This is a genomic window from Micromonospora citrea (genome assembly GCF_900090315.1).
Taxonomy (GTDB): Bacteria; Actinomycetota; Actinomycetes; order Mycobacteriales; family Micromonosporaceae; genus Micromonospora; species Micromonospora citrea.
Map to the genome: position 1 here is coordinate 489,237 of NZ_FMHZ01000002.1, position 26,039 is coordinate 515,275.

17 protein-coding genes are annotated in these 26,039 nt (G+C 69.3%); 7 read left to right on the plus strand and 10 right to left on the minus strand.

Features of this window, described 5'->3' with window-relative positions:
- From GA0070606_RS02500 to GA0070606_RS02520, 5 genes are all read left to right on the plus strand, one after another.
- Positions 1–11,985: a LysM peptidoglycan-binding domain-containing protein gene (locus tag GA0070606_RS02500; protein ID WP_091094864.1), complete on the plus strand. Its 11,985-nt coding sequence runs from the start codon at positions 1–3 to the stop codon at positions 11,983–11,985.
- Between the two features lie 195 nt (positions 11,986–12,180).
- On the plus strand, positions 12,181–12,582 hold the full coding sequence (locus GA0070606_RS02505) for a hypothetical protein (RefSeq protein ID WP_091094865.1): 402 nt from the start codon (positions 12,181–12,183) through the stop codon (positions 12,580–12,582).
- Positions 12,569–12,889, plus strand: a complete 321-nt coding sequence (locus GA0070606_RS02510; RefSeq protein WP_091094866.1) for a type VII secretion target — start codon at positions 12,569–12,571, stop codon at positions 12,887–12,889. Before GA0070606_RS02505 ends, GA0070606_RS02510 begins: the two co-directional genes overlap by 14 nt.
- The gene (locus GA0070606_RS33115; RefSeq protein WP_245724541.1) at positions 12,886–14,193 is read left to right on the plus strand and encodes a WXG100 family type VII secretion target; all 1,308 of its coding nucleotides are present in this window, start codon (positions 12,886–12,888) and stop codon (positions 14,191–14,193) included. Before GA0070606_RS02510 ends, GA0070606_RS33115 begins: the two co-directional genes overlap by 4 nt.
- Positions 14,193–14,585: a hypothetical protein gene (locus GA0070606_RS02520; RefSeq protein WP_091094867.1), complete on the plus strand. Its 393-nt coding sequence runs from the start codon at positions 14,193–14,195 to the stop codon at positions 14,583–14,585. Before GA0070606_RS33115 ends, GA0070606_RS02520 begins: the two co-directional genes overlap by 1 nt.
- A gap of 17 nt (positions 14,586–14,602) precedes the next feature.
- Here the strand turns inward: GA0070606_RS02520 and GA0070606_RS02525 are convergent, their stop codons facing one another.
- From GA0070606_RS02525 to GA0070606_RS02545, 5 genes are all read right to left on the minus strand, one after another.
- Entirely contained in the window at positions 14,603–15,016 is a 414-nt protein-coding gene (locus GA0070606_RS02525) for an Imm1 family immunity protein (RefSeq protein WP_091094868.1), read from the minus strand.
- On the minus strand, positions 15,013–15,495 hold the full coding sequence (locus GA0070606_RS02530; RefSeq protein WP_245724542.1) for a DddA-like double-stranded DNA deaminase toxin: 483 nt from the start codon (positions 15,493–15,495) through the stop codon (positions 15,013–15,015). The genes GA0070606_RS02525 and GA0070606_RS02530 overlap by 4 nt, the downstream gene beginning before the upstream one ends.
- Positions 15,496–15,497: 2 nt before the next feature.
- Positions 15,498–16,025 carry a DUF6244 family protein gene (locus GA0070606_RS02535; protein ID WP_091094870.1) on the minus strand — a complete coding sequence of 176 codons (528 nt, stop codon included), beginning with the start codon at positions 16,023–16,025 and terminating at the stop codon, positions 15,498–15,500.
- A 118-nt stretch (positions 16,026–16,143) separates the two neighbouring features.
- Positions 16,144–16,395, minus strand: a complete 252-nt coding sequence (locus GA0070606_RS02540) for a hypothetical protein (protein ID WP_091094871.1) — start codon at positions 16,393–16,395, stop codon at positions 16,144–16,146.
- Positions 16,392–16,679, minus strand: coding sequence for a DivIVA domain-containing protein (locus tag GA0070606_RS02545; protein WP_091094872.1), 288 nt, complete (start codon positions 16,677–16,679; stop codon positions 16,392–16,394). Before GA0070606_RS02545 ends, GA0070606_RS02540 begins: the two co-directional genes overlap by 4 nt.
- 262 nt (positions 16,680–16,941) lie before the next feature.
- Here GA0070606_RS02545 and GA0070606_RS02550 point away from each other — a divergent pair, with 262 nt between their 5' ends.
- Together GA0070606_RS02550 and GA0070606_RS02555 are read left to right on the plus strand one after the other, a co-directional pair.
- Positions 16,942–17,829: a helix-turn-helix domain-containing protein gene (locus tag GA0070606_RS02550; protein ID WP_091094873.1), complete on the plus strand. Its 888-nt coding sequence runs from the start codon at positions 16,942–16,944 to the stop codon at positions 17,827–17,829.
- Positions 17,822–18,010 carry a DUF397 domain-containing protein gene (locus GA0070606_RS02555; RefSeq protein ID WP_091094874.1) on the plus strand — a complete coding sequence of 63 codons (189 nt, stop codon included), beginning with the start codon at positions 17,822–17,824 and terminating at the stop codon, positions 18,008–18,010. The genes GA0070606_RS02550 and GA0070606_RS02555 overlap by 8 nt, the downstream gene beginning before the upstream one ends.
- 133 nt (positions 18,011–18,143) lie before the next feature.
- On the opposite strand, the gene GA0070606_RS02560 is transcribed toward GA0070606_RS02555, so the two are convergent.
- The 5 genes from GA0070606_RS02560 to GA0070606_RS02580 all read right to left on the minus strand — a co-directional run bounded on the left by GA0070606_RS02560 (position 18,144) and on the right by GA0070606_RS02580 (position 26,039).
- Positions 18,144–18,800 (minus strand): DUF6308 family protein, encoded by a 657-nt coding sequence (locus GA0070606_RS02560; RefSeq protein WP_141721548.1) that lies wholly within the window; start codon positions 18,798–18,800, stop codon positions 18,144–18,146.
- A 2-nt stretch (positions 18,801–18,802) separates the two neighbouring features.
- A complete protein-coding gene (locus GA0070606_RS02565) occupies positions 18,803–19,942 on the minus strand; it encodes a restriction system modified-DNA reader domain-containing protein (RefSeq protein ID WP_176737206.1) in 1,140 nt (379 codons plus the stop codon).
- 118 nt (positions 19,943–20,060) lie between these two features.
- Positions 20,061–23,237: a type I restriction endonuclease subunit R gene (locus GA0070606_RS02570; RefSeq protein ID WP_245724543.1), complete on the minus strand. Its 3,177-nt coding sequence runs from the start codon at positions 23,235–23,237 to the stop codon at positions 20,061–20,063.
- 29 nt (positions 23,238–23,266) lie between these two features.
- Positions 23,267–24,433: a restriction endonuclease subunit S gene (locus GA0070606_RS02575; protein ID WP_176737207.1), complete on the minus strand. Its 1,167-nt coding sequence runs from the start codon at positions 24,431–24,433 to the stop codon at positions 23,267–23,269.
- Positions 24,426–26,039 (minus strand): class I SAM-dependent DNA methyltransferase, encoded by a 1,614-nt coding sequence (locus GA0070606_RS02580; protein WP_091094878.1) that lies wholly within the window; start codon positions 26,037–26,039, stop codon positions 24,426–24,428. Before GA0070606_RS02580 ends, GA0070606_RS02575 begins: the two co-directional genes overlap by 8 nt.

Genomic DNA, 26,039 nt, shown 5'->3' on the forward strand with positions numbered 1-26,039 from the left:
ATGACGCCGAGGGACATTTACGACGCGCTGGACCGTGCGCTGCACGACCGCCGCATCACGCTGACCTCCGGCACGGTCGCGGGGCTCGGGCCCGCGCTCGTGGCGATCGGTGTCACCGGATCACTGGAGATCCGCGAGGCCACGCTGAACCTGAACGCCAACGATGTCCTACTCACCGGCATCGCAGCGCACCTGCACCACGACTGGGCCGTCACCGTGCGCGGAGCCCCACCGCCCAACGGCGACAGCGACAACTCCTTCACCCTGACCCTGAGAGAGGCCGACACCGGACAGGCGCCCTGGACGATCGGCACGTCCTTTCGGGGGCTGCCCCGGTCGCGGATCGCCGCGCCGAACGGCACGCTGCCGCTCGGGGACTCCGTACTGGTGGATCTCACGATCGAGGGCCCGGAACTCACGACGACACCAGCCGGCCGGTGCACGCTGCGCGGCTGGCTGCTCCTCACCGTCGGACCACTCGCGCCGTACCGTGACCTCTTCGGCGCGACGACCCTCCCGCTCGAGGGAACGGTCGACATGACGTCGACTCCCCCGAAAATCAGCGCGTACTCGACCCTGACCAGCCTGTCCCTGCCGCTGGCGCCGCAAGCGCGGGCCTTGGAGGTCGGCATCTCGCTGGACAGCCAAACAACGGACGCCTACCCCCCGGGCGACCCGGTTTCCGTGATCTCGCTCAGCGCCCGGGTGCACCTGCCGCAACTCGACCAGGAGATGACGTTCACCGCCCCTCTGCTCCAAGGCGACGAGATCTGGGCGCTGTCGATGCGCAGCACGAAACCCCTGACCGTCCGGGCCGGACTCGACCTCGTACTGGCGTTCTTCGACCTGCCGGCGACGGACCTCGACCTGGTCTCCTTGCCGCTGGCCCGCGAACTGCTGGCGGGGATCGGCGTGGCCAGGGCGGAACTCGGTCTCCAGCGGGACGGTCGGTCGCTTCGACTCCGACACGTCGGCATGGCCCTGGAATCCCTCGACGACAAGCACGTGTGGCACCCGTCGGTCGCCTTCATCACCCTGAGCAAGCTCGGGGTGAGCTGGATGTACCACCGGTACGACGACGACTCGCTCCTCACCGGCAACGTCTGGGGACGGTTCACCTTCTTCGAGGACTCGTCGCACCGCGTCGACATGCAGGTGACGGTCGCACTGCCCAGCCTCTTCCTCACCGCCGAGACCCTGGACGAGATCGAGGTCCCGCTGGACTCGGTGTTGCGGCACTACCTGGATCCCGTCAGTTCCCCGAACAGCGACGCCGTTCCGGCCAGCCTGACGATCTCCGACGTCTCCGTCGAGGCCGCCCCGCGCAGCGGCTGGTTCCGCGCGAGGATCACCGTCCGCAGCTCCTGGACAGTAACGCTCGACGGCCCCCGGCTGACCGCCGGGCAGGCGCGGAACCACGATCCGACGCCGCTGGTCGACCTGCAGGCCCACGCCGTGACCTTCTCGATCGACCGGATCAGCGCCGAGCTGGGTGCGGCGCAGAATGGCATCTTCGGCAGCATCTCCGGCTTGGCCTCCATCATCACCAGGACCGGGGCCGCCGCCGAGGAGACGAAGGCGGTCTTTGTAGTGACCGCCGACTACCAGCCCGACGCCGGCTGGCACTTCTGCGGCGGACTCGCCGAAGGCACCCTGAACGTCGGGGAACTCGCCGCCGCGCTGCTCGGCGTCGACCTACCACGCGAGCTGAGCGAGATCAGTCTCACCGCGCTCTGGTTGGAGTACACCGCCAGCGGCGAGGAACACCCGTACTCGGCGCGCGGCGCGCTGACCGTGCGGTGGTGCCCCACCGTGCTGGACGGGATCACACTGTCGATCGAGGCGGCCGCGTCGATCCGGCGGAAGCGGCAGACCACCACCACGGACGAGGTACGGGCCCTGGCCGCCCCGGGCACCACCGACAGCGGCATGATCTACGAAGGGTCGGCCGTCGGCACGGTACGGATCAACTCGTTCCGGGTGACCGTCGGGCTCTCCTTCGTCGCCGCCGAGACCGTCTACCTCTTCGAGGTGGCCTACGGGTCGATCGTCCTGCGGGCCGCGACCGACTGGGCCGGCAGCGGCACGGCGCGGCACCAGGTCCTCACCGTCACCCTGTCCGGTCTCACCCTCGGCGACGTCGTCACGTACCTGGTCCGGCTGGCCAGCCCCGGCAGCAACTACACGCTCGACGCGCCGTGGAGCTTGCTCAACGAGGTCGACCTGTCCCGGTTCACCCTGTCCATCGACCCGACCGACCAGGTGGTCAGCCTGACCTACCGGGTCGACCTCGACCTCGGCTTCGGCAAGCTGACCCGCGTCGGCGTCCGGTACGAACGCAGCACCGGCGAGGACCGGGTGAACCTCGTGGTGGAGGGGGACCTGCTCGGACGGTCCTACACCGGAGACAACGCGCTCACCTGGGACGCGGTCAACGATCCGCCCCCGGAGATCCCCGGCAAGGGGCCGGCCCTGCTCCGGCTGGACTACCTGGGCCTCGGCCAGCACGTACGGCTGCGCCGGCCGCCGGCCCGAACGGATTCGATCAGCGACGTGCTGGCCGAGCTGCGCGCCGAACTGGTCCCGCCGAAGTCGGCGACGCAGAACCCGTTCGACGGCAGCGCGATCGTGTACGACCTGACCAGCCAGTGGATGTTCGGGCTGGACTGCACGGTGCTGGGCATGGCCCGGATCGGGATCGTGCTGCACGACCCCGATCTGTACGGGCTGGTCGTCTCACTGGCCGGCGCGGACGCTGGCGTGCTCGCCGGTCTCAGCTTCGAGCTGCGCTACCAGAAGGTGACCGCCGACGTCGGGGTGTTCCGGGTCCGGCTCCAGGTGCCCGACGCCTTCCGGCACCTCAACCTCGGCCCCGTGGCGCTGTCCATCGGCCGGATCACCGTGGAGGTCTTCACCAACGGCAACTTCACCGTCGACCTCGGCTTCCCCCACGACCGGGACTTCTCCTACTCCTTCGGACTGGCGGCCGGGCCGTTCAGCGGTGCCGGCGGGCTCTACTTCGGGCTGCTCGACGGGGCCACCTCCAGCCGGGTGCCAGCCATCACGAACGGCACGTTCAGCCCCGTACTGGAGCTGGGTGTGGGGCTGTCCGTAGGGGTGGGGCGGGAAATCAGCTACGGTCCGCTGCGAGCCGGGTTCCAGCTGCAGCTCGTCGCGATCGTGGAAGGGGTGTTGGCCTGGTTCCGTCCCACCGACGCGTCCGCCCCGAAAGAGCTCTACCACTGGGTGCAGGGTTCGGCGGGACTGGTCGGCAAGCTCTACGGCTCCATCGACCTCACGCTGATCAAGGTGGCGGTCAACGTCGAGGCGCACGCCGTGGTCGGCTTCACCCTGGCCGCCTACCGGGCCACGCTGGTCGAGCTGGACGTCGGCGTGAGCGTCGAGGCCGAGCTGACGATCCTGTTCGTCCGCGTCTCGTTCACCTTCCAGCTACGGCTCACCGCCTCGTTCGTCATCGGCGAGGACCGCCCGATGCCCTGGTCGTTGGCACCCGGCCAGACCGACCGTTCGCCGTCGCCGCTGCGCGGCAGCGTGGCGGTACCCCGCCGGCGGCGACCGGCACAGGTGACGGAGCTGACCCGGCTGATCAGCCGGCGGGCCCGCACAGGCTTGGCCGGGGTCGAGCGGGCCGACACCGACTTCACCTGGCCGACCGGGCCGGTGTTCCCGGACGGAAAGCCGCACCCGGTGGTGGCGCGGATGCTGCCGGTCTACACGGTGGACGGCATCGCCGTACGCTGGCCCGGGTTCGACCCGCCCCCGCCCGCGACCTCCGCCGTCAGGGTGGTCCTCCTGCTGATGGTGGAGAACGGGGTGCCGCCGGCCCGGGCCAGGGGGCGACGGCCCGCGTTGACCGTCGAAGGCAGCGCCGCCGCGGTGGATCCGGCCGCCCTGTCGTTTCCCACCCTCGTCGAGGCGATGCTGCGCTGGGTCCTGGCCGCCGCCGGTATCGACCCGACCGGTGGCACTGTCTCTCCCGGAGAACTCGCCGAGCTTGCCGAGTGGCTCGACCGGCCGGCGGCCGCCACCGCTCTCACCGAGAGAGTGCTCGACGCCTTCCTGCGGGACAACATCGAACTGCGTGTCAGCGGTGTCCCGTCCGGTGCCACGACCCCCGGGCTCGTCGGCGGCACCGTCCTTCCGATCCCGCCGCCCCTGGGCTGGGACTGTCCCGCCGGCGCCCAGGACCGCCGCTTCACCGCCTACCGGATGATCACACCGGAGTACGCGGCCCACATCGCCGACCACTTCTCCCCGATGGACCCGAGATCCTCAGCCGACCGGCACACGGACCGGGAGAGGGCCAGGGTCGACGACCAGCGGGAGTCGATGGCCAGCGTCCTGTTCCGGGACTACTTCCTGCTGATCGCCAAAGCCGCGGTGCGGGCTGCGGGTGACCTGGTGGCCGCCTACCCGTACCAGGTCACCGGCAGGGAGAGCCTGGCCGAAATCGCCGGCGCGTTTCCCCGTCTCGCCGACCGTCACCACCGGCACGCATGGGACACGGTGGAGCGGGTGGCCGACCGGTACGGCATGTCCGCCTCGGAGTTGCGCACCCTGGACCGGGAGTTCGAACGGCGGCTATGCGACGCCGACCCGGGCGAGCCGGTCGAGGTGCCGATCGGGGTGACACCGCAGAGCCTCGCCGCCGCCAACCCGGACTGGCCGCTGAACCCGGAGTCGGCGCCCGGCCAGGCCCGGTCGCTGTCCCTGGGCCGCCTCGAACACCAGATCGGGGTAGGTGAGAGCTTCGCGTCGATCGCCGGACGGTACGGCGCGAACGTCGGTACCTGGCTCACCAACGACGACGTACGGCGACAGCTCAACCTGCTGCGGGCCGGGGCCCGGCTGGCCATCCCGGCCGCCTCGGTCGGCAACCCGGAGGCGTCGGACACCGATCTGATGGCCGCCTACCTCTACGTCCGGCTGCACGACCCGCAGGCGTTCACCGCGTCGACCGCCGGCGGGATCCCGCTGGTCGACTGGTACGTGCAGGCCATATCCACGTTGAACAGCGGCGCCGGGCCGGCCAGCAGCGGCGTCGTGCCCGGCGTGGTACTGCGGGTGCCGCGCGGGTACGACGATCTGGCCAACCCGCTGACCTGGACGGTGCGGCGCGGCGACGACCTGTGGACCGTGGCCGCGACCTTCACCCTGCGGCAGAATCCGTACATCGACACCGGGTACGGCACGTGGCGGCAGGCGGTGGCGACACTCAACCCGGGCACCGGCCCCCTGGCCCGCATCCAGGTGCCGACGACCGCGACGACCGTGCACCCGGGTGAAACCCTCGACGCGTTGGTCGACCGGCTCCCGTTCGAGCTGCCCGGCGGCGCCGGCTGGCTCGATCGGGAGACCTCGGTGCGCCAGGTCGTGGCCGGTCAACCGGTGCTCACCCCGCTGGCGGTGGTGACCGTACCCGGCTGTGTCGTACCGGTCGGGTCCGGGGACACCCTCGGCGGCATCGCCGCCCGCTACGGCCTGCCCACCGAGGAACTGGGGCGCCGGATCGCCGACGTGCCCGGCGTACTCGCCCCACGGTCGGGGGTGCCGTTCACGGTGCCCCACCCACCGGCGGTCCCCGTCGGCGCGTCGCCCGCCCTCGCCGGTCTGATCCGCACCGTCGTCGCCGAACACGCCGTCGAGATCGCCGGTCAGGTGTCCCGCTACCTGGTCAGCGGTCTGCGACTGCCCACCCCGGACGCCGACGGCGGGTACGACCCGCACGCTCCCCTGGCCGGCCTCTACGAGCTCATCGGACAGCAGCTGGTCGGCCCGACGCCGCCGAGCGCGTGCCCACCGACCGACGTACGAGCACCGATGGTGGTCACCGTCGCCAACTACGAGCCGACCGCCACCTGGCTGAAACTCTACGACTCGACGACGCTGACCGGGCAGACGAGTCCGACCGGGGAGACGCACCGGCTCAACCCCGGGCTGGCCGGGCGTGAGCAGCTCGACGGCCTGGTCGCGCTGACCGGCGAGGTCGACCGGATCGAGTTCCGGATCACCGACGAGGATCTGTGCGCGCGGCTGCCCGAACCGGTGCTGCGGCAGACGTTCCGCACCCCACCGGCCGCCCGGACCAACTACCTCGACGCGCCCGTCCGGCACCCGCTGGCGCAGCGGACCTTGTGGCAGACCACCGACCCGGTCACCTACCCGGCCATCGGGGACGGGCCGGCACCGGCGGACGGGGTACCCACTCTGTGGCGGTTCTCCGCCGACCTGCGGGCCGCCGTCCGGGCCCGCACCGACCAGCCGTTCACCCTGTACGCCGCCGACGCGCGTCCCGACCGGGCGGCCGTCGAGCTGACCCACTACACCTGGGCCACTCTGGTGGACGTCCGGATCCGGACCGTCCCCGGGATGCCGTACCTCGTCGAGCTGCTCGGGGCCGGGCCAGCCGACCGGCAGGCGTTGCTCGACCTGTGGCGGCACTTGGCCGACCCGGCAACCACCAAAGCTGCCACGGTCCGCCTGCTCTACCGGTCGACGGCCTCCGGCGGCGCGCCGACCGGGCTGATCTCCACGATGCTCGACGACGAGCAGACGTACCTGGTGCGCACGAACCTGAGCACCGAGACCCGCAGCCCCACCGAGGTGCGCGTAAGCGGAGGCCAGGAGCCGCCGACGCACGGCGACCACTACGCCCGCCGGACCGACCCGGCCGACTTCCTCCGGCTCGTCTGGGAGTGCAGCGTGGTCGGTGGCGGCGGCTACTGGCTGCGGTACGCGGCGGCGGACGGCACGCCGTTGCCCGGTGCGATCTTCGGCGCGGACGGTATCGCCTCGCTCAGCCTGCTCGTCGACCTGGCCGGTCAGCCGGGCCCGGACCGGCGGCTCCGGTCCTTCAGCAACGTCGCCGTGGTCGCTGACCCGGTGGACGCCACCACGGTCGACCTCTTCGCGCAGGTCACCGATGGCAGCGAGGTACGCCGGTCAGCGACCGTCGAACCGGGCCGGGTGGCAGTGGCGGTCAGCCTGGACCAGGCCCCGGCCGTCACCGCACCGACGGTGGACCGGCAGGTCACGGCCCGCCAGCTCTACAGCCTGATCGGCTACGACCTGGCGGCGTCGGCAGCCTTCCAGGCCGGCGGTCCAGCGCTACCGGTCGGCCCGCAAACCCTTGGTGTCCCCGACGGGTCCGACGACCCGCCGGGCTGGGACCTGTTCGCGGTGCTGCCGGTCGCCCGGTATGCCCGTGCGCACCCGCTGCCGGCCGGGTGCGGCCTGCCCGACCCGCTGGCTGATCCGTACGCCGGAATCAGCCTGGCCGGCGAAGACGGACCACCGGTTCGCGCCACCGCCGAGGTCCGCCTCTGGTTCCAGGACGTCCTGGGTAACGCGTCGACGGCGGGTGAACCACCAGCGGGCGGGGGTCCGCTGCCGGTGTCCGTCCCGGTCGGGTACACCGATGCGGTCATCGGCGTCGGCGCCTGGCCGGCGACCACCAGTTCGTTCCAGGTGACCCGGCCAGCAAGCGGGGCTGCGCCCGACGGGTCGGCGGCGAGCGCCGACCGGACCGGCGGCCCGCCGGCCGACGGTCCGAGGGCCGGCGGCCCCGGAGCCGCGCGGTTGGTGGTGACGGTGGCGGTCCAGACCTCGACGCACCTGCCAGACGGACAGCAGCGGGCCGACCGGGCCGCGCAGATCGCCGCCGACCACCGCGGCCGTTACCAGCAGGTCTGGTACCAGCTGATGCAGCCGCACGTGACGACGACCCTCGCCACCACCCTGCACACCCGCGACGGGCAGCCGATCCCGCTGCCAGCCGGCGGCCGCCTCGCCACCTTCGTCGCCGGTACGCACGCCTGGCTCGGCACCACCGCCCAGCTCGGCACGGTTGGTGTGGACGCCGCCGTCGCCACCGATCTCGCCGGAGTCTGCTCGGCCTACGGTGTCAGCTACGCCGGTCTCGCCGCGGCCAACGAGCGAATCCCGATCGCCGACATCTTTCCGCCGCCACCGCCGTCCCCCGTGGAGGGTGTCGACTTCACCGTCGAAGTCTCCGCCGTGTTCCGCGACGGCGACACCGTGACCGGTCTCTGCAGACCGGGCTGGTCCCCAGAGCAGGTGCTGACCGACGAACACAACATCGGCCTGCCCCTGCGCACCGGCGTGGAGCTCGGCCTGCCCGAACGGACCTGGCCCATCCCGCCCGACCCGACAGAGGGCCCGCCGACCCTGACCGAACTGGCGGCGCAGCAGCGGGTCAGCGTGCCCAGCCTGGTGCGCCGCAACGCCGAAGAAACCGGCCTGCTCAGGGTCGGATTCACCTTCACCTGCGACGACATCGACATCGTGGTCACCCCCGAACACCCGGACGTGTCCATCCGCGACGTCGCCGATACGTTCCGTCAACACGGCGTGCAGTACGACCCCGTCATGGCGGCGGTCGCGAACGCCGACCGGCCCGGCATGTTCCGCCCGAACGCCCCCCTCGTGATCGACCGCTACCTCGTCGCCGCCGACGAAACCCTGGCCAGTAACCGCTCCGGCAGCGACCCGGCGCGCCTCGCGCCGCACAACACCAACACACCCGGCCTCTTCCCGACCGGGACGCCTCTGCGGCTCGGCTGCCGACCGGGTGCCGAGGCGTTCACCCACACCCTCGCCGACGCGGCAGCCCTGTACGGGACGACACCGGAACGCCTGCTCGTACAGAACCGGACGGTCCGGCTGGTCGAGCACCCGGCCGGGCACGGCGCGACGGCCGGCGTCGAACGGTTCGCCGTACCCGGGCGCGCCGCGCTACCCGGGTCGCTGGCGACGCGGATCCCGTACCGGATCGGTCCGGACGCCACCCTGACCGGCATCGCCGATCTGGTCGAGCACGCCGACCCGACACGACCCTCAGCGGCCGTCGCCCTCGCCGAATCCAACGCGACGCTCCCCGGGGTGCTCGCCGGCGGGAAGCTGGTCAGCGTCGCCGGTCAGCAGGCACATACCGTCGCCGGTGACTCCTTCACCACCCTGCTGGCCCGCTTCGACCCGCCGGTCACCCTCGCCGACCTGGTCCGGGAGATCGGGTCGAGCCCCGGATTCCTCGACCCGGAAGGGCTGCTGCTCACCCCACCGGCGGTGCTGCCGGCCGGCCGGTACACCCCCGCCTACGTGGCACGCCGCTACGGCATCGACGTCGCCGACCTGGCCCGCGCGAACCGCGCGCTGCCCGGGCTCGTGGTGCCCGGCGTGCCGCTGACAATCCCGTCGACCGACGGCCGCGCCGTCGCACAGGCGGACACCGGGCGCGGCGACACGAGCACGCGCACGGCCGTCACCGGTGCCGCGTACACCCTGAACAGCCTCGTCCACTGCTTCGCGGAGCTGGGAGTGGAGACGACGGTGGAGGACGCGGTCACGGCCAACCGTGACGTCGCGTTCCTCAGCGGCGGCGTGCCGATGCTCCTGCCGCCGCCACCGGCCGTGCTCACTGCCGACTTCGGCGGCCAGGGCATCTGGAGCTTCCCGGACACCATCTTCGGCGTCCGCACCTGGCTGGATGTGAACCGCCCGCCCGAACTGGTCGACGAGTCGTTCGGCGCTTCGGCCGACGGTGAGGTGGTCCGTGGACGAACCGAGATTCCACCACTGCGGGTGGCGTACGGCACCGGCCCCGCCGACCGGTACCTGGCCCTGCAGGAGTTCACCGCCGGGCTGGAAGCGGCCGTGCCGGTGCTGCGGCTGGCGACGGCCGCAGCCGCCCCGGATCGCGGCGACCAGGCGCACGGCGCGGACGGGGCGACCGCGGGCGACACCGAGAACGCCGAGGTCTGGGCGGTGGCCTTCGGCCCGGGTCACCTGGCGCGGGTCGAGGTGACGTCGCCGGCCCCCGACTGCTATGCGCTTCGGCCGCTGATGAACTCCCTGGTCAGCCGTACCAGGGTACCCATCCGGCCGCTCGGAGCAGACGGCAGCCTGGGAGCACCGGCATCGCGCGACTTCGTGGGCCGTGACCTTGAGGTGTGGGCCCGGCGGGTACTCGCCGACGTGGAGTTGTTCGCCTCGGCACCGTACGCCTCGGCCGCCTACCGCACGCCGGTCCGGCCAGCGCTCGAGACGCTGCTGGCGGCAAAGCGGAAGCTGGCCGACGGCATCTCCCAAGGGTTGGAACGCGTGGTCACGTCCCCACCGCCCAGCTCCGGCCGCGAGACCGATCCGGATCCACGTCGCGACGCTGCCCGAGAGGCTCTCCGGCAGCGCCTCCTGGCCAGTCTCAGCGCCGGATACGACACGGACGCAGTCGTGCAGTACGACACCGAGGTGGCCTCGCCGTGGTCCACCGGGGTCGCGCGACTCAACGGAGCGGGGGTCGTCCCGGCCGGAGGCGTCAACGCGGTGGCGTCCGGGAACGCCACGGCCGGCGGGCGCGCCCAGGACACCCGGCGGCCACCGGCGGGCCCGACGGTCGGAGTCCGAGTCAGCGCCGCCAAGGCATCCCTGGCCAGCACGTCAACGACCCAGCCGGGCGACCTCAACTTCCTGGTCGACGTGGCCCGGGAGGGCCTCACCCAGGTAGTCGACGTCGATCTGTCATTCGCGGTTACCGAGCTCGAATTCGACATCCGTCGGGTGATCGACGACTACGAGGCGTCCCGCTGGCTGACGTTCGTCCACCCGTTGACCGACAATCCCCCGCCAGGGGTCGCGCTCCATCTGGGTCGGGCCCGAATCCCGCTGCCGGTACGCGGTCACCCGGCTTCACCACTGCTGGGAACACAGGCCGCCACCCCGACGCAGGCCCAGCCGGCCGGCTACCGCGAGGCGATGCACTGGGACTACGCCTTCCGCTACCAGCACCAGGGCACCGCAGTGGACCAACTCCACCTGGCGATCGAGTTCAACCGGACACCACCCCAGGTGCCCCTGAGCGACCCGGCCGCCGACAAGGATCTCTTCACCACCCTCGCCCAGTACGACACCGTCGCACCGGCCCTGTGGGAGCTGCTCGGTCGACTCCCCGACTACCCGACGCCCACCGCCACCCCGCCCGGGCCATGGTCAGCCGTCGAGAACGCGGTGACGACGTTCGCGAATCTCGTCGCAGAGATCGCCGAAGCCTGGACGCGACACTGGGACCGGCAGCCCGCGCCCTCCCCGCCGGGCGAAACCCACGCCTTCACCCAGACCCTTGAGACCACGTACGACACGGCGACGAACACGACCCACTACCGCGCCCTGTGCCTGGAACGGACAGAATCGGCCGGGGACTGGCCGCTGGTCTCCCTGGTGCGCTCCGAGGGCCAGGTCACACCTCTGACCCAGCAGATCCGCACGCCTCAGCAGTGCCGGTACGAGATGCCACCCGACTCGCCGGTGCTCGGCCTGGACAGCTTCGAGATGCGGTTCACCGGGCTGCACATCGCCGCACGACAGAACGCGGCAGCGCGCGTCCAGGTCGTCCGTAACGCCGTCTTCCCCGGACTACCGCCGCCCCGGGAAGACTTCATCTACCGGACGCAATGGTCCACGTTCCCGACGTGCTGCACCCCGCTGCTGCACTGGCGCACGCCATGGCCCGTCGGCCAGTGGCACGAGCAGCCCACGGAGAACCCCCTGCGCGCCGTCTTCGCCGAACTGTTCGGCACAGAAGAAGCGGCGTCGTACCGACAATTGATCAGCTGCGGCGTGCGCTTCGGGTACCCCCTCGCCACGGGCAGCGATCCGACCGCGACGATCACCCCGTACCTGCCGGTGACCTTCAATCCGAAGGGCGAGTATCGGCCGGGTGACACGACGGAAGGCACTCTGGGGCGCCTCATCCAGCAGGTCGACAGCTGGTACGCCCGGACGGCGCCGGCCGCGACCGACGGCAGCTGGCTGATCACGATCAACCTGTTCTCCTCGGTGGCCGATCAACTCGACCGACCGCTGCTGGTGCTGCCGGTCGCCATGGGGTATGACACGACCGGACGCGGCCATCGGGCGGTTCGTGCCGGAACCGACACTCACCGACAGTGAAGCCGCGCTGCGCTCTCCCCTGCCGTCCTGCTCGGCTCTCGGCCCACGAGCTGAGGTGACACTCCATCTTCTTCTGGTCGCCCCGAGGCGGGTGGTGGTTGCGCAACACCCATCGGCACACCACGCAGCGCCACCGGTTGATAACGTGACGGCGCCGCCGACCGGTCGGCGTCGATGCCCTGGGGAGGGTCAGGCATGTGGGCGGACGAAGCCGCGCTGGACGAGGCAGCGCGCCGGCTCGACGGCTGGGAAGCGTCCATCGCGGACCGGGCGGTCCGGGCGAGGGAGCTGGCTTCCCAGGTGCAGGCGATGAGGGGCACGGCGGCCAGCCCCGATCGAACGATCCAGGTCACCGTCGACTCGTCGGGCCTGCTGGTCGACCTGCGGCTGGACGAACGCACCCGGCAGCACTCCGCGGCACACACCGCCCGGCAGATCCTGGAGACCACCCGGGCCGCGCACACCGATCTTCTGAGCAGGATCACCGAAGCGACCACAGACGTCCTCGGCGCCGAGGACCCGACAGCGGCGGCGCTTGTCGAGTCGTACCGCCGCCGGCTGGACCCCGACCGGGGCGCACCGGATGCCCGGCGATGACGGCATCCGGGTCGACACCGACGGCCTGACCCGCCACGCCGCACGCCTCGACCGCCGCGCCGACAGTCTCGACACCGCCCGCCAGGCCGGCCAGCACGTCCGGTTGGGCGCCGAGGCGTACGGGCAGCTCTGCGCGATCGTGCCGGTGCTGCTCGACGGCGTCGCGCAGACCCTGGTCCAGGGCATCGACACCGCAGCCGGCTCGGTGCGCGACACGGCCGACAGGCTGCGGACCGGCGCCGACCGCTACCGGGCCGCCGACACCCGGGCCGAGCAGTCGCTGCAGCGGATACGGCACAACCGGTGACCTCCAACCCGCTCGTCGCCACCGCCGCCGACACCCCGCCCAGCGCCTGGGCCGGCATCTGGATCTGCGAGGACATCGAACTCATCGCCCAGGGCGTCCGCAACGGCAGCTGGATCGACGGCACCCTCGGCGTGGTCAGCGCCGGCCTGGACGCCCTCGCCTTCGTCTCCGACCCGGTCGGCGCGCTGCTCCAATACGGCATCGCCTGGCTGATCGAGCACGTCAAGCCGCTCAGCGAGGCACTGGACTGGCTCGCCGGCGACCCGGCGCAGATCACCGCCCACGCCCAGACCTGGCGCAACGTCGCCGCGTCGCTGCGCAAGGAAGCCGCCGAACTGGCCGCCGCCGTCCGCACCGACGTCGCAAGCTGGGGCGGCGGTGCCGGCCCCGCCTACCGGGCCTGGGCCGCCGAGCAGCAGCAGGCCATCGGCGGGCTGGCCCAGGGCGCCGACACCCTCGCCGCCGTCACCGAGGGAGCCGCCGGCCTGGTCGCCGCCGTTCGGCTGCTGGTCCGCGACGCCATCGCCACCTGCGTCTCCCGCCTCATCGTGTACGCGGGCGAACTGGTCGTCACCGGCGGGTTCGCCGCGCCGCTGGTGGTGGAGCAGGCGACGACGCTGGTGGCGTCGTGGGCGGGGCGGATCGCGCGGCTGCTGCGAGGGCTGCTGGCGAGCCTGCGGCGGCTGATGCCGGAGATCCGGCGGCTCGGCGACCTGATCGAGAGGCTGAAGCAGGCGCTCAATCGGATCGCAGGAATCGGTCCCTCCGACCGTATGGGAAGACGCCGGGACTGGGCGAACCCGGAGGACCGACCGGTCGCACCGCAGCGACCACCAGACTCGCTCCTGCCCGCAGGCGATCCGGTGTACCACACGAACCATTCCACGGTGATCGGGTACGACGCGAGAACGATGCGCAACATGGAGAAGGTCCTCCCCCTTGAAGGCCACCATGATGTCGTCGTGCACGGCACCGACAAGGGGTTCTTCGTCCCCGGTAAGGTCTCCGCCGAGGGGGCCGACATGAACGGGGTCCCGACCAGTGCGGCACAGATCGTCGCAGCGCTCAAGGAGAACCCTGCCTACAGCGGAGGGCCAGTCAGGCTCGTTTCCTGCTACTCCGGGGTGATCGACCCGAAGGCGCTCGATTCAGTGCCGCTCGCCCAACAGGTCGCCGACGAACTCGGCGTCCGCGTCGTAGCCCCGACGGAAAGGGTGGGAACGAACCGGTGGGCTGCGGAGCCGGAGCGCCCCACCGTGGCCGACGGGGGCGCCTGGGTGACCTTCGAACCGAAGGAGTACTGATGAAGACTGTCGGCTTCTTCCGCGAACTCGGACCGAACCCGGTTGAGGTCTACGCGGTGAGCATTCGAGATCATCTGGGCCATGTTCCACTGCCGGACGCCGCTCTGGTGATTCAGTACCTACGCGACGGCCACGACCTGATCGACGTGATGGGGGCCGAGTCGGACGTTCTGGGCGGTGAGAAGCTCATCATCGGCGGGGCGTCGGTGATGACCGACGGGACCTGGCTCTGGCGCGAGGACCTGCGGTTCTACGTGGCCACTTACCATGTGGGGCTTCCCGAGGATTTCCTAGCCTCCGTGCGGGCCAACAACTATCGAGTCCCCACCCTTCAGATCGAGGAGCTGCGCGCCGCCAGCAAAGAGGCGATGCGCATCCTCGGATACCACTAGGCCCGTTCCTGCAAAGGTCACTTGGCGATAGTTGCGAGGCGCGGCGGCTCGCCGCCGGTTCTGAGATAGGTGACAGCGAGCTGTATGGCCGTTTCGGGCCGAAGTTGTACGTGCTCCGCCGGGTAGTCGGTAGGCACACCGCCGAAATCGAACCTGACTCCCTCGGTCGGCGTTTCCACTGTGGGATCGTTGAGGTAGCCACCGTCGTCGGCGATGTGCACCGCGAAGGCATGGGTGGGGTGACCGAGGCCGATCTGAATGCCGGGTGGCAGGTCGTCCGGGTCGCTGGTGTCGCTGAAGATGGTCAGCACGACGGGCTCGCCGGCCTGCTGGATTTCGCGAAGCAGTGCCTCCAGGGCGTCGGGGTCGGTCAGTTCGACCTCGTGGTTGTCGCGCTGGTCGCCTCGGTCGTAGGTCCAGGTCACCTTCATGCGATCGCCTTTCCGTTTCCGGTGTAGGTACGCCAGTGGCGTATCCGACCGTCATCGTCGCGTACGTAGACGGCCAGCTGCGCGCCGGCTGGCAGCAGCCGGGAGAGGATCTTCTCGCAGCCGTAGGGGGTGTAGTCGCAGGGGGGATTGTTCGTCACCACGGCCGCCTGGTTGATGTGGTCGCGGCGCATCCGGGCGGCAAGCTTGGCCTCCAGATGGTCGGTCGTGGTGGCGATGAGCTTGTAGGCCGGCTTGAGATCATCGGCGGCGGCCGGGTCGCGGCCAGACCTAATCGGTATCCGCTCGCCACCAATCAACGCCACACCGGAGGTGGGGTCTTTCGCTTCCCGTCGAGGCAGGTTCCGAGCCGCATCGGCCACCCAATCGGGCAGCGGCTCAGGTGGTGCAGTCGCTTCCGTCGCACTCGCAGAGGTGTCGTGCGTGACGGGCGGTCGGCTGGTGTCGCTGCCACCGCCCATGGTCAATTTCCCAGCTCACCGACCTGCCGAGCCTGGGCCAGCGCCGTGTCGATGTGCTGTCGGGCTTCGATCCCGCGGGTCCGGACGGTCGCCAGGACCTGCAGGACCTGATGCAACCGCGACAGCGTGGGACCAGGCTGTCCTCCCTGCAACGCCGCCGTGATCAGCCGTCGCGTGTCGTCGACCGCGGATCCGGCCGCAGCGACATGGCTCTCGACGGCGGTCAGCGCGGCCACGACCGGCGCGAGCGCGGCGATCGTGGCCTGCGGCGACGGCTGCTGCGGCACAGCGCTCAGCGACCGCGACGCCTCACCCAGGACCCCGCCGGCCTGAGCCAGCCGAGACCGAGCCTGCTGGAGCACTTGGCGGGCGGGAGCCAACCCCGCAGCGATGCCGGCAAAGCCGGAGGCCACCGCCCGAGCGATGATCTGCTCAACCGCATGGTCGACAGCGCCGGCCTCCTGCTGCGTCCGGTCCACGCCGGCCGTCATCGCCTGTATGTCAGCACCAATGCCGTCGGTCAGCGACATCGCGTCACCCTCCAGGCTTCGAGTCCACGCAGGGCTGGCAGCGTAGAGACGAGTGCCAGTGAAGCACAACGAATGCGCAAGACCGCGTCGCTGTTACGGCGGGCGTGCTCGTCCGCCGTCACCGGGGCAGGCGGCGGGAGCAGGGGCCGTCGTGGTCGGCGCGGAGCAGGCAGCGCCGACCACCGGGCATCCGCAGGTCGCAGAAGACCCGGTGACGTACGTGCTGGTTGTCCTCTTCCGACACGGTAATCTCCCCCGGGTCGGTCTGCGGCAGCACCAGCAGCCAACGGCTGATCACCCGGGCCAGTCGCTGCGCGGCGGGAAGGTCGGCGGCGGCGACGGGCAGGTGGACGACGTACCGCTGGGTCATGCCTGGTTTCCCCGGTCGGCGCGGGCGCGGGCCTGCTCGGACTGCCAGCGGCGCAGCGCGTCCTTGATGACGGCGGTCTCCCGGCGACTGGCGGCCAGGGCGGCGTAGACGGCGGCCATGTCGCCGGCGACGCGGTCGAGGAAGTCGTAGACGTCGGCCGGTTCCAAGCCGCGGCGTCCGAGCCCGACCGACCTGAAGCGGCGCTCGCGCACCTGCCACGGCAGCAGACTGGTGTACGCCGAGGAGCGGTAGGTCGCTCCCGGTCGCTGGTTGCGGACGCTCATCTGCCGCCTGCCTCTCCCTCGTGGACTGGAAGGGGCGGCCCGTCCGCCCTCCCCGCACGCACGGGCCACCCCGCCCTGCCGCCGCAACTTCGATCAGCGGTACGACGCCAGAGCCTGTGGTCATCCTGTGACGGCGCGCAGCGCCGAAGCAACGTTCCACACCAGAATTCTTCCCAGAGGTATTGACTTTCTTTGCTGCTACCGATAGCTGTTACATGACCAGGTGACGCAGTGTTGCGCGACGGAACCAGGGAGTGTCCGGGTGACCGAGGATGTCGGATCGACCGTGCCGCGCCGGCAACTCGGCCGGCTGCTACGCCAGTACCGCACCGAGGCGGGAGTGACCCTCGACGCCGCCGCCGAGGCCCTCGAATACAGCCGGCAGAAGATCTGGCGGATCGAATGTGGCATGGGCCCGGTCCGGGTCCTCGACGTCAAGGCGATGTGCGAGCTGTACGGGGTGTCCGCCGAGATGACCGAGGCGATGCGCGGGCTCGCCACGGAGACGAAGTCCAAGGGCTGGTGGCACGCGTACGGCGATGCGGTCCCGAGCTGGTTCGAGCTGTACGTCGGCCTGGAATCCGCCGCCGCCCACCTCCGCCGGTACGACGAGTCGCTGATCCCCGGAATCCTTCAGACCAAGGAGTACGCCCACGCCCTCTACCGTCTTGGCGGGCGGTTGAGCGACGAGGAGCGCGAACGGGCGGTGCAGGTTCGGCTTCAGCGACAGGCACTTCTCGTCCGACGGCTACCGGCGGCCCCCCGACTTGATGCCGTGCTGTCGGAGGCGGTGCTCCGACGGGTTCTCGGCGGTCCCGAGGTGATGAGCCTCCAACTCGACCAGCTCATCAAGCTCTCGGGCCTTCCAAACGTGTCAGTCAGGGTGCTGCCACTGGCGGCGGGTCCTCAGCCCGGCGCGGTAGCCGGGTCCTTCGTCATCCTCGACTTCCCACCGACCAAGGGTGGTCGCGCCGCCCCAGAACCATCAGTCGTCTATAGCGAGTCCCTGACAGGAGCGCTCTACCTCGACAAGCCCGACGAGATGGCCGCCTACGACCGCGTCTGGACGGGCCTGGATGCGCTCGCCCTCGGCGAGGCAGAATCGAGAGACATGATCAAGCGGCTCATCGGGGAGATGCGACATGACTGACCTGACCGGCGCCGTCTGGCGCAAGAGCACCCGCAGCGGCGACAACGGCGGCGACTGCGTCGAGGTCGCCACCAACGTCCCTGACATCGTCGCCGTCCGCGACTCGAAGGATCTGTCCGGGCCTGCCCTCACCTTCTCCCCTGCTGCCTGGGCAGTCTTCGTTGAGGAAACCAAGCGCTGAAAGCCCGACCCCTGCGCCCCTCGCGGGAGCGCGCTCTCGGTTGCCGAGGGCGCGCTCCCGCGACTCAGGGTGGACGCTCAACAGCGTCAGGTCGGCCCGACGCTTGCTGGGCAAGCGTCGCCCGCTGGCAAAGTCATAGGCCGGGACAGCGTCTCCGCAGGTGATTGCGTCTGTGCCGCATCCAGAAGACGATGTCGAAGATCCGGATGTCGGACACCTGGGCTGGGACATCGGCTTGATTTCGGAGGTTCCGCAGTCTGTGCGTCAAGCAAAGATCGTCGGCCCGCAGCAGCTCGTGCAACCAGAGCCAGAACCCGGGGCGGCCACGAAGCGCGCAAGCCACGACGTTGTCGTAGACCGGGATGAGCTTTGGGCGTTTGCGAGCCAGGAGCTTCCCGGCAACCGCCTTCTTCACCCCGCGTTGCTCTGTCAGCAAGTGCCACGCGCGATCTGCTGGCCCGTCGTCCTCGATGTAGAGCCTCGCCGTGTCGTCGCTTAGACTCACCGCTAGTGGGATCTTGCGAAGCTCGTCGCTTATCCGCTGGCCCAGGTCTCCTTGGATGAGGTCGAGGGCGACCGCAGTTGGTGCTCGCGCCTCCAACAACTGGATGGCAATCAGATCCTCCGCCGTCACAACGTCCCGATGCAGGGCATTGGAGGCAGCACCCAACGCCTCGAAGTGGCTGCCGGTGAACGCGCCAGGCACAAAATAGCGACGTAGATCGGAGACTGAACGCCGGTCGTCGAGCACAGCAATGATGTCGGGCAGCCCAAGCCAATCTGATGGCATTGCTACCTCCCCGAGGCGACGCGACGGCGGATCTCCTTGAGCTTCACCACGTCACCCACCAGCGCATCCTGCGCCTGCCAGAAGTCAAATCCGTCGGTGGCCTTGCGGGCATCGGTGATGTCCTGGCCATGAACTGCGATCTTCACCGCCTCGCCAGCCCGGGAGGGTGAGTTGCAGATCTCTCCCCGGTATCGGACCCGACCGTCCGCCAACAGCTCCGCCGTGTACTGCTCGCCGAGGTAGCGGCCGAAGAGCGTGGTTCCCGGCAGCAGCCTTCCGGCTGCGAGAAGGTCTACGAGCTTCAGCCTTCGTTCGTCCGGAGTCACGCGTGGTCCTCGCGTCGAGCTTCTGGTCGCGGGCAACTGATACACGGGCGTCGGCGGGACTGGTTCGGCTGGCGCCCGCTGAGTCGGAGGCTGGTACGCCTGCGCTGGTGGAGTCTGCCCCTGGGCCGGCGCGGAGACAGCCACTGACGTCGGAAAGTCGAAGGTGGCCCGCGCTCGCACGAGGCTTTGGCGGACCTCTTCGCGGCTCAGCTTCGGCATACGGCGGCCAAGCAGGTCCACCAGCTCGGGCGCGGGCTCCGAGCCGGCGAACAGGTCCGTCAGTTTGGCGTGGACCTGCCGGTCGACGAAGAAGCTCTTCCACAGCTCCTCGATCCGGTTGTCCCCCATGTTTTCCTTGCTGAGCAGGCGTAACAGCTCCACTGCCGAGGCAACGTCATCCTCCAACCGGACCGCACGGAAGAGCTTGTCCTCGATTGGCACCGGGGCATGGGCGTTGTAGACCCGCCACTCCGCGCCATTGGTGAGGGCGACCCACTCCACACCGGCCATCGTCGCGTAGCCGATCGTCTGGTTGGCCCAGCGCGGATCGTCGAGATTCTCCCCGAGCGCCTTCGCCTCGATGAACAGTCGTGGGGTGCGCAGCAGCAGCAAGGCATAGTCGACCGGATTGTCGTGCTTGCTCCGCTTGTACTCGTGGTGCACCTCGTCGGGGTCGTAGAGGTCCCAGCCGAGTGCTCCGATGACCGGGGCGATGAGTCCGGCCTTGGTGTTCTGCTCGTTGATCCGCTGGCCGCGCTGACTAAAACGCCGCTGCCGCTCCACGCACTGCTCGACGACGGCACGCAGATTACTCATCGGTGACCGTCCGAGGACCCCAGCACGCAGTACGGAACGGAGACATCGCCTTTCGTGGGTACGCATCGAATGCGCAATGGGGCATGAGGGGTGCCTCTCGAACGGTGGTGGAGAGTGGTCAGCCTAGCGCCTCGGGTGACCACTCCTCGGCGAAGGTTTCGGTCTGCTGCAGCACTCGTCGGATGGCCTCCTCGGCGGCGTCCGGCGGGTATCCGTGCACGGCGAGCAGGCGCTTGATGGTGGAGCGCAGCTTGGCGCGTACGTCTTCGCGGGAGGTCCAGTCGACGGTGATGGACCGGCGGACGGACGCCACCAGGTCGCGGGCGATGCCGGCGAGCTGCCCCTCCCCCATCTCGGCCACGGCCGACTCGTTGTCCGCGACCGCGTCGTAGAAGGCCAGTTCGTCGTCGGTGAGCGCGGGGCTGAACTGCTGCCCGCGGTTGGCTTCCGCGCTCACCTCCTTCGCCATGGCGACCAGCTCGGCGATGATCTCGGCGGACGTCAGGTTCTGGTTGGTGTAGCGGCGCATCAGCTCGACCAGGCGCGCGGAGAAGGCTTCCTGGCGCACGATGTTGTGCCGGGTGACCTTCCGCATGGTCTGCTCGATGGCCCGCCGCAGCGCCTCGATGGCCAGGTTCGGCGTCTTGGAGGCCCGCAACTTCTCCAGGTATGCCTCGTCCAGGTGGGACAGATCGGGCCGGTCGATGCCGGCGGCGGCGTAGATGTCGGTGACTCCACCGGCCTCAATGACACCGGCCGTGAGTTCCCGCAGGTAGAGCGCCACCTCGGCGGGAATGGGCATCCCCCGGGACCGGCGGTCCTCCACGTCGTACTTGGCCATCCAGACGCGTACGGCCTGGAAGAAGGCGATGTCGTCGCGGAGGTCATTGATGTCGCCGCTGCTGGCGCAGAGCGCGTAGAGCCGGTCGAGCTTGGCGGCGGCCTGCCGGAAGCGTTCGGCGAGGGTCGGCTCGCCCGGCTCGGGCTGATTCTCCGGCAGGCTCGGGTCGCGCAGGTGGTCGATGGTGCCGAGGACGGCGTTGGTGAAGGCGTTTTTGGCGCCGGAGTTCAGCACGCCGCGCCAGTCGTACCCGGCCAGGATCGTCCCGCAGAGGACGTCGTGCAGGTCCCGGACGCTGGCGACCGCCTCGCCGGTGTCCCGACCGACCGGCTTGGTGTCCTGGTCGCTCTTGGTGTATTCGGCGAGCGCCTCGTGCAGGCTCTGCGTGATCGGGGCATAGCCGACCAGCAGGCCGTCCTGCTTGCCGCGGAAGGTGCGGTTGACGCGGGCGAGCGCCTGCATCAGCGCCGCGCCGCGCATCGGCTTGTCGAGGTAGAGCGTGTGCAGCGGCGGGGAGTCGAACCCGGTGAGCAGCATGGACTGGACGATGATGAGTTCCAGCTCGTCATCGGGGTTCTTCGCCCGGTTGCGGATGACCTTGGTCTGGGAGGGCCGCCGCACGTGCTTGCGGATGTGCGGCTCGTCGCCTGGGCCGCCGGTGTAAACGACCTTGATCTTGCCGAGGTCGTCGGCGTCGGAGTGCCAGCCCTCGGGCAGCCGCGCGATCATCTCGTCGTAGAGCCTCGCGCAGATGTCCCGGGTCGCGCACACGATCATGGCCTTGCCCGGCCCGCCAATGTACTTGCGCATCTGCTCGGATCGCGCCTGCCAGTGCTCGACCAGGTCGGCGGCCAGGGCCTCCACCCGGTCGGGGGCGCCGTAGATCGCGTTCATCACCGCGACCGTGCGCTGGATGCGGGCCTTCTCGGCGTCGTCCAGCCCGGCGGTCAGCGTGTCGGCCCGCTCGTCGATCGTTTCCGGGTCGATGTCGGCCGGCAGGTCAACCGGGATGAGCCGGCTCTCGTGGTAGACGCGGACCGTCGCACCGTCATCGACGGCCCGGGTCAGGTCGTAGATGTCGATGTAGTCGCCGAACACGGCCCGGGTGTCACGATCCGCCTCGGAGATCGGCGTGCCGGTGAAGGCGATCAGCGTCGCGTGCGGCAGGGCGTCGCGCAGGTGCCGGGCGTAGCCGTCGAGGCTGTCGTAGTGACTGCGGTGCGCCTCGTCGACGATCACGATGATGTTGCGCCGGTCCGACAGCAGCGGATGCTTGCGGCCCGCGTCCCGCTCGTCCCGGGTACGCCCGAACTTCTGCAACGTCGTGAAGACGATGCCGCCGGTGCGCCGGTTGGTCAGCTCGTTGCGCAGGCTTTCCCGGGTGACCGCCTGCACCGGCCGCTCCGGCAGCAGCTCGCTCGCGGCGAACGCCTCCAGGAGCTGCTCGTCCAGATCGGTGCGGTCGGTGATGACCACGATCGTCGGATTACCCATACTGGGATGGGTGGCGATCTGGTGGGCGTAGAACTCCATCTCCATCGACTTGCCGGAACCCTGCGTGTGCCAGACGACTCCGGCCTTGCCGTCGCTGCGGGTCGCCTCGACGGTCTTGCGGACCGCCTTCTCCACCGCGAAATACTGGTGCGGCTTGGCGATGCGTTTGATCGCCCCGCCCCGCGCCTCGGCGAAGGCGACGTAGCCGTGCAGCAACTCCAGGAACCGGCGCGGGGTGAACAGCCCGAAGAGGGCCAGGTTCAGCGCCAGATCCTCGTCGCTCTTCGGCGGCTGCGGCACCGGCTCGCCACTGTCGTCGACATTCCACGGCGCGTAGTGCTCCAACGGCGTGAAGGCCGTGCCGTAGCGAGCGGTGATCCCGTCAGACACCACACAGACGACGTTGGCCCGAAACGCCAGCGGCAGTTCCTCGACGTAGGTGCCGACCTGCCGATGGGCACCCCGCAGATCGGCGTACGCGTCGCCGGCCTTCTTCAGCTCGATCAGCCCGACCGGCAGGCCGTTGAGGTAGCAGACGACGTCGAACCGACGCTTGTGGTCGCCCTCGGTGACGGTCACCTGGTTGGCAACCAGGTAGTCGTTGGCCGCCTCATCCCGGAAGTCGACCAGTCGGATGGTCGGGTTGTGCTCAGCCCCGTGCTGGTCGGTGTAGACGATTGACCGGATGCCCTTGACCATCAGCTCGTGCAGCCGCCGGTTCTCGGCGACGGCGTCCCGCGACCGGGCGCTGAGCACCTGGGCGACCGCCTCGTCGACCTGGGCGGGCGGAAGCTGCGGGTTGAGCCGGGCGACGGCGTCACGCAGCCGGCTGGGCAGGAGCAGTTCCGCCCACGACTCACGCTCCCCGGTCCCCGGCGCGATCGACGATCCGGATACGGGCTCCCAGCCCAACTCGGCCAAGGCATCGAGCGCAAGCGCCTCCCACTGCGCCTCGGTCATGTCGCGCCTAAAAGGTAGCCGGTTCGCGCTCATGTCGCGTCCTCCACCGCCTTCTCGGCGTCCCGCACTCGAATCGCACCTGACATTAGCCCCGGAAGCAGTGCATCACGCAGTTCTGCAAGCGTGTGACTTTCGGCGCTCCTCGATTCGGCCAAGGCAAAGAGTTCGCGAAGTTGCGACTCTAGCTGCGGCGCGAGGCTTTCACTTGGGAGCGCAAGGGGCAGTTTCTTTAGATTGCCCATACTCAGCTTTGGCTGCACTGCTCCCGTCACAAGGGGTCTAACGTCAGCAAGCCTAAGCGCCACAAGCAAGATCTCGTTCGAGATTGAATTGCCCGTCAACACGTGCGCATGGTTGTTAACCCAAAATGCTCCACGCACATCATGAACAACCGGAGTGCCGTCACCCGAAACGACACTTCCATCTTCACCAACGAGGACGTAGTGCCCATCAAAGATGAACTGTCCGACGTGATCCACGATGCCGTTCGCGCCGTAATAGGGATATCGACCGGGCATCTCAGAACGCTGTTTTGACGAGAGGGGGATACGGTGCCGATTGTGAAACTCCGCAACGTCTCCGACCAATACCAGGCGAGGCGCTGCTGCCGTCGTCAAAGCGAACTGCGCCTCCGCGAGCTCAGCGGCATTTCGAGCTATCCGCTCGTTAACCTCGATCTTTTCGTCGAGCGCTCCAAGCACCTCTACTACCGCCCGTTGATCAGAGAACGACGGGAGAGATATCCGAAGAGACCGAATGTCAGCAAGGTTAATGTAATCCGCCATGTCCGTCTGACTCTTCCGCGACCCGGCCTGGGACCAAAAGAAGTCGCTTCTGAACCAGTAGTACAGGTAGCGCGCATCCAAGGGCGAGTCGGGATCGACGCGGAAATAACAGAGTTGCGGACTGTAGACGAATTCCGATGAACTGTCGGGAATTATGGCAACCCGACCAACAGTCCCTTTCGTTGTAAGAACAACGTCACCCGGCCGAGAAATTTTGGCTCCCATCGCTCGCCGGTATGCATCGCTGACATAGTCCTCGAAGGCAGGCAAGATTTTTCCATCAAGAACCTCCGCAACACGGAGAATCGGCAAGCCGGGGCGCCCATGCTCGGAGCGCTTTGTGCGGTAGCCATCGCCTAATTCCAAGTAACCAGCAGCGACGAGAGCACCAAGTGTCGTGGACTCAGACATCGAGACGCTCCAACTGCGCACGGACAACGCGTTCCATACTCCCGGACTCATCGAAGTGGGCGAACAGTTCCTTTCTCAGCCGTTCGATCTTGTCGGCAATCGGCTCGTCGCCGGTGGTGTCGACCTCGGCGGCGCCTACGTATCGGCCCGGAGTGAGCACGTGGTCGTGCTTGCGGATCTCATCGAGGGTTGCGGAGTAACAGAAGCCAAGTTCGTCCTCGTATTTCCTGTCCTCGGCGCGGGCCGACGCGGTGCCGCGCCAGGCGTGATACGCCCCCGCGATCTTCGCTAGGTCCTCGTCCGTCAGGACGCGCTCGGCGCGGTCGACCATCGTGCCCATGTTCTGCGCGTTGATGAAGAGCACCTCGCCGCGCCGGTCCGCGAGCCGCTTGCCTCCCTGCGGTCCCTTGTCCTTGGCGAAGAACCAGAGGCAAGCCGGGATCTGGGTGGTGCGGAAAAGCTGCGGCGGCAGCGCCACCATGCAGGAGACGAGATCCGCCTCGACCATGGCCGCCCGGATCTCGCCTTCACCCGATTGCTTCGACGACATCGAGCCGTTGGCGAGCACCACGCCCGCCGTGCCCCGCTCCCCGAGCTTCGCGACGATGTGCTGGAGCCACGCGAAGTTGGCGTTGCCCGCTGGCGGCACGCCGTAGCGCCAGCGCGGGTCCTCGACGCTGCGCGCCCAGTCCGACATGTTGAACGGCGGGTTGGCCAGCACAAAGTCGGCACGCAGGTCGGGGTGCTTGTCGGCGTGGAGGGTGTCTTCCCAGCGCGGCCCGAGGTTGCCAGAGATGCCGTGGATGGCGAGGTTCATCTTCGCCAGCCGCCAGGTGCGCTCGTTGGACTCCTGGCCGTAGACGGCGATGTCGTCGCGCCGGCCGGTGTGGCTGAGCACGAACTTCTCGGCCTGCACGAACATGCCGCCCGACCCGCAGCACGGGTCGTAGACCCGGCCCGAGTAGGGCTCCAGCACCTCGACCAGCAGCTTGACCACGCTGCGGGGGGTGTAGAACTCGCCGCCCCGCTTGCCCTCGGCCCGGGCGAACTTCTCCAGGAAGTACTCGTAGACCTCGCCGAGGACGTCGCGGGCGGGCCGGTCGCCGTGGCCGGTGAACCGGGCGTCGCTGATCAGGTCGACCAGCTCGCTCAGCCGCCGCTGATCGACGTTTTCCCGGTTGAAGATCTTCGGAAGCACCGTGTGCAGCGCCGGGTTGGTCTTCATGATGGCGTCCATGGCGTTGTCGAGCAGCAGCCCGATCTCGCCACCCTTGGCCCGCTCCGCGAGGTGAGCCCACCGGGCCTCCGCCGGCACCCAGAACACGCCCTGGCCGGTGTACTCGTCGACGTCGTCGAGGAACGCGTCCACCCGGGCCTCGGGGATGCCCTGATCGAGCACCTCCTGCTTGATCTGTGCGCGCCGCTCCTCGAACGAGTCGGAGACGTACTTGAGAAAGACCAGGCCCAGGACGAAGTCCTTGTACTGCGCGGCGTCCATCGAGCCGCGGAGCTTGTCGGCGGCCTTCCAGAGGGTGTCGCGAAGGTCGGCCATGGTCGGCATGCCGGGCAGCGCGTTCTGCCCGGCCGCCCTCTTCCTGGGGGGCAT